The 1,337-nt window shown below is 58.9% G+C and carries 1 protein-coding gene; it reads right to left on the bottom strand.

Annotation, left to right across the window (positions count from 1 at the left end):
* A partial coding sequence (locus CV945_RS16830; protein ID WP_100660198.1) for an IS5-like element ISGka1 family transposase occupies nucleotides 1-1,337 on the bottom strand: 1,337 nt, incomplete at its 5' end.

Here is a 1,337-nt window from a genome sequence, read left to right as displayed (position 1 = left end):
CTAGAAGGCCGGTGAATTAATGGGGCATAGACTTCCCACATGTCGAATTTTGGAGGCCATTCTCCCCGCCGTTTGGCGCCAAAGGATGGGAAGACGAGCAGGACTTCCTGCTCCCAATTCCGGTTTTGCGCACGCCAAAGAGCCGGTCCCCCCTCGTTTTTTTCGAAACCGGCACAATCGCTTCAGATTTTGCACGACGGCGGTCAACAGCGCCTGTTCTTCCATGGCGTAAAGGCCCCGGCTTCGGGCCCGGTCCAGCCCGTGACATTCCTTCCCTTCGGCGAACACATGCTCACAACGCGTGCGAAGGGCTTGAATGGATCGATAGCCGCCCTGTTGCTGAATGAGCCTCGCTTGATTGCGAATCTGAACGTCTCGGACTTTCGCCTGGCGCTTTGCTTCCTGAGCGGGATCCTTCGCTCGGCGCTTCCAGGTTGGAATCTCCTCCATCTCCTTGCAGCGCAACGGCACGAGCGGTGTGATGCCTTGAACGAAGAGCGCTTCCAGATACTCGGTGGTGCCATACGCTTTGTCCGCAGACAAGGTCCGAATCGTAATCGACGGGTGGCGAAACTGAATCGAAGCCAGCTGCTCCAAACTCGTCTCCCGTTCCGCCGTTCCAGTGGCGAGGCTGGCCCGTCTGGATAAAATCACGCGCGACTGGACATCGATGACGTCGTGCACCAGATACCGAGGATACGCTTCCTGCCCTTTGCCTTTCTTGTACAACCGGGCATCCGGATCCGTCACGCTTCGATGGGTCCGGTTGGAAAACGTGGCTCCACGGAAGTTTCCCCGTTCTTCGGCATGGACGCGTTCCCCTGATTTTGGAGACGGAGAGGGTGGGTCGTCATCCGGATCCCGGGCCTCGGTCTGTTCATCTTCCCGGGCAGTGCGGGCCAGATAGTCTTCCAACGTCTCCACCGGAGCGAGCTTGACCTCCCGCAAGCTGTGGATCGAGGCATTCGCCCGCACTTGGGTGCCGTCAGCCGCCGCATGGACATCCGGCGAGACCAACCCCGCCGCGATGCATTGATCCACCACATAGGTCATCAGCCGGTCAAAGATTCCATGTTGGCGCCAGCGTTTCCGTGTTTTGACGAGCGTCGTTCGATCCGGCAGTGTGGGGTGATGAGGGTCCGGATGGAGCACGGATTCAAAGTCGAGACCGCAAAACCACAAGTATCCGGCATGCATGGGGAGGATCTCATACAACTCCCGCTCAGAGTGGTCGAACAAATACGAGAGCAGCATTAGGCGAAGCAGCCGTTCCGGATCCGCCGCCGGGCGACCCGTTTTTTCCGTGTACAGGGGAGCCACCCAATCGTGAATGACGG

Origin of the sequence: Geobacillus sp. Manikaran-105 (assembly GCF_002809955.1) — a bacterium.
Lineage (GTDB): Bacteria > Bacillota > Bacilli > Bacillales > Anoxybacillaceae > Geobacillus > Geobacillus thermophilus.
The sequence above is the reverse complement of the archived record's forward strand: the minus strand, read 5'-3'. Positions and strand labels throughout refer to the sequence as shown.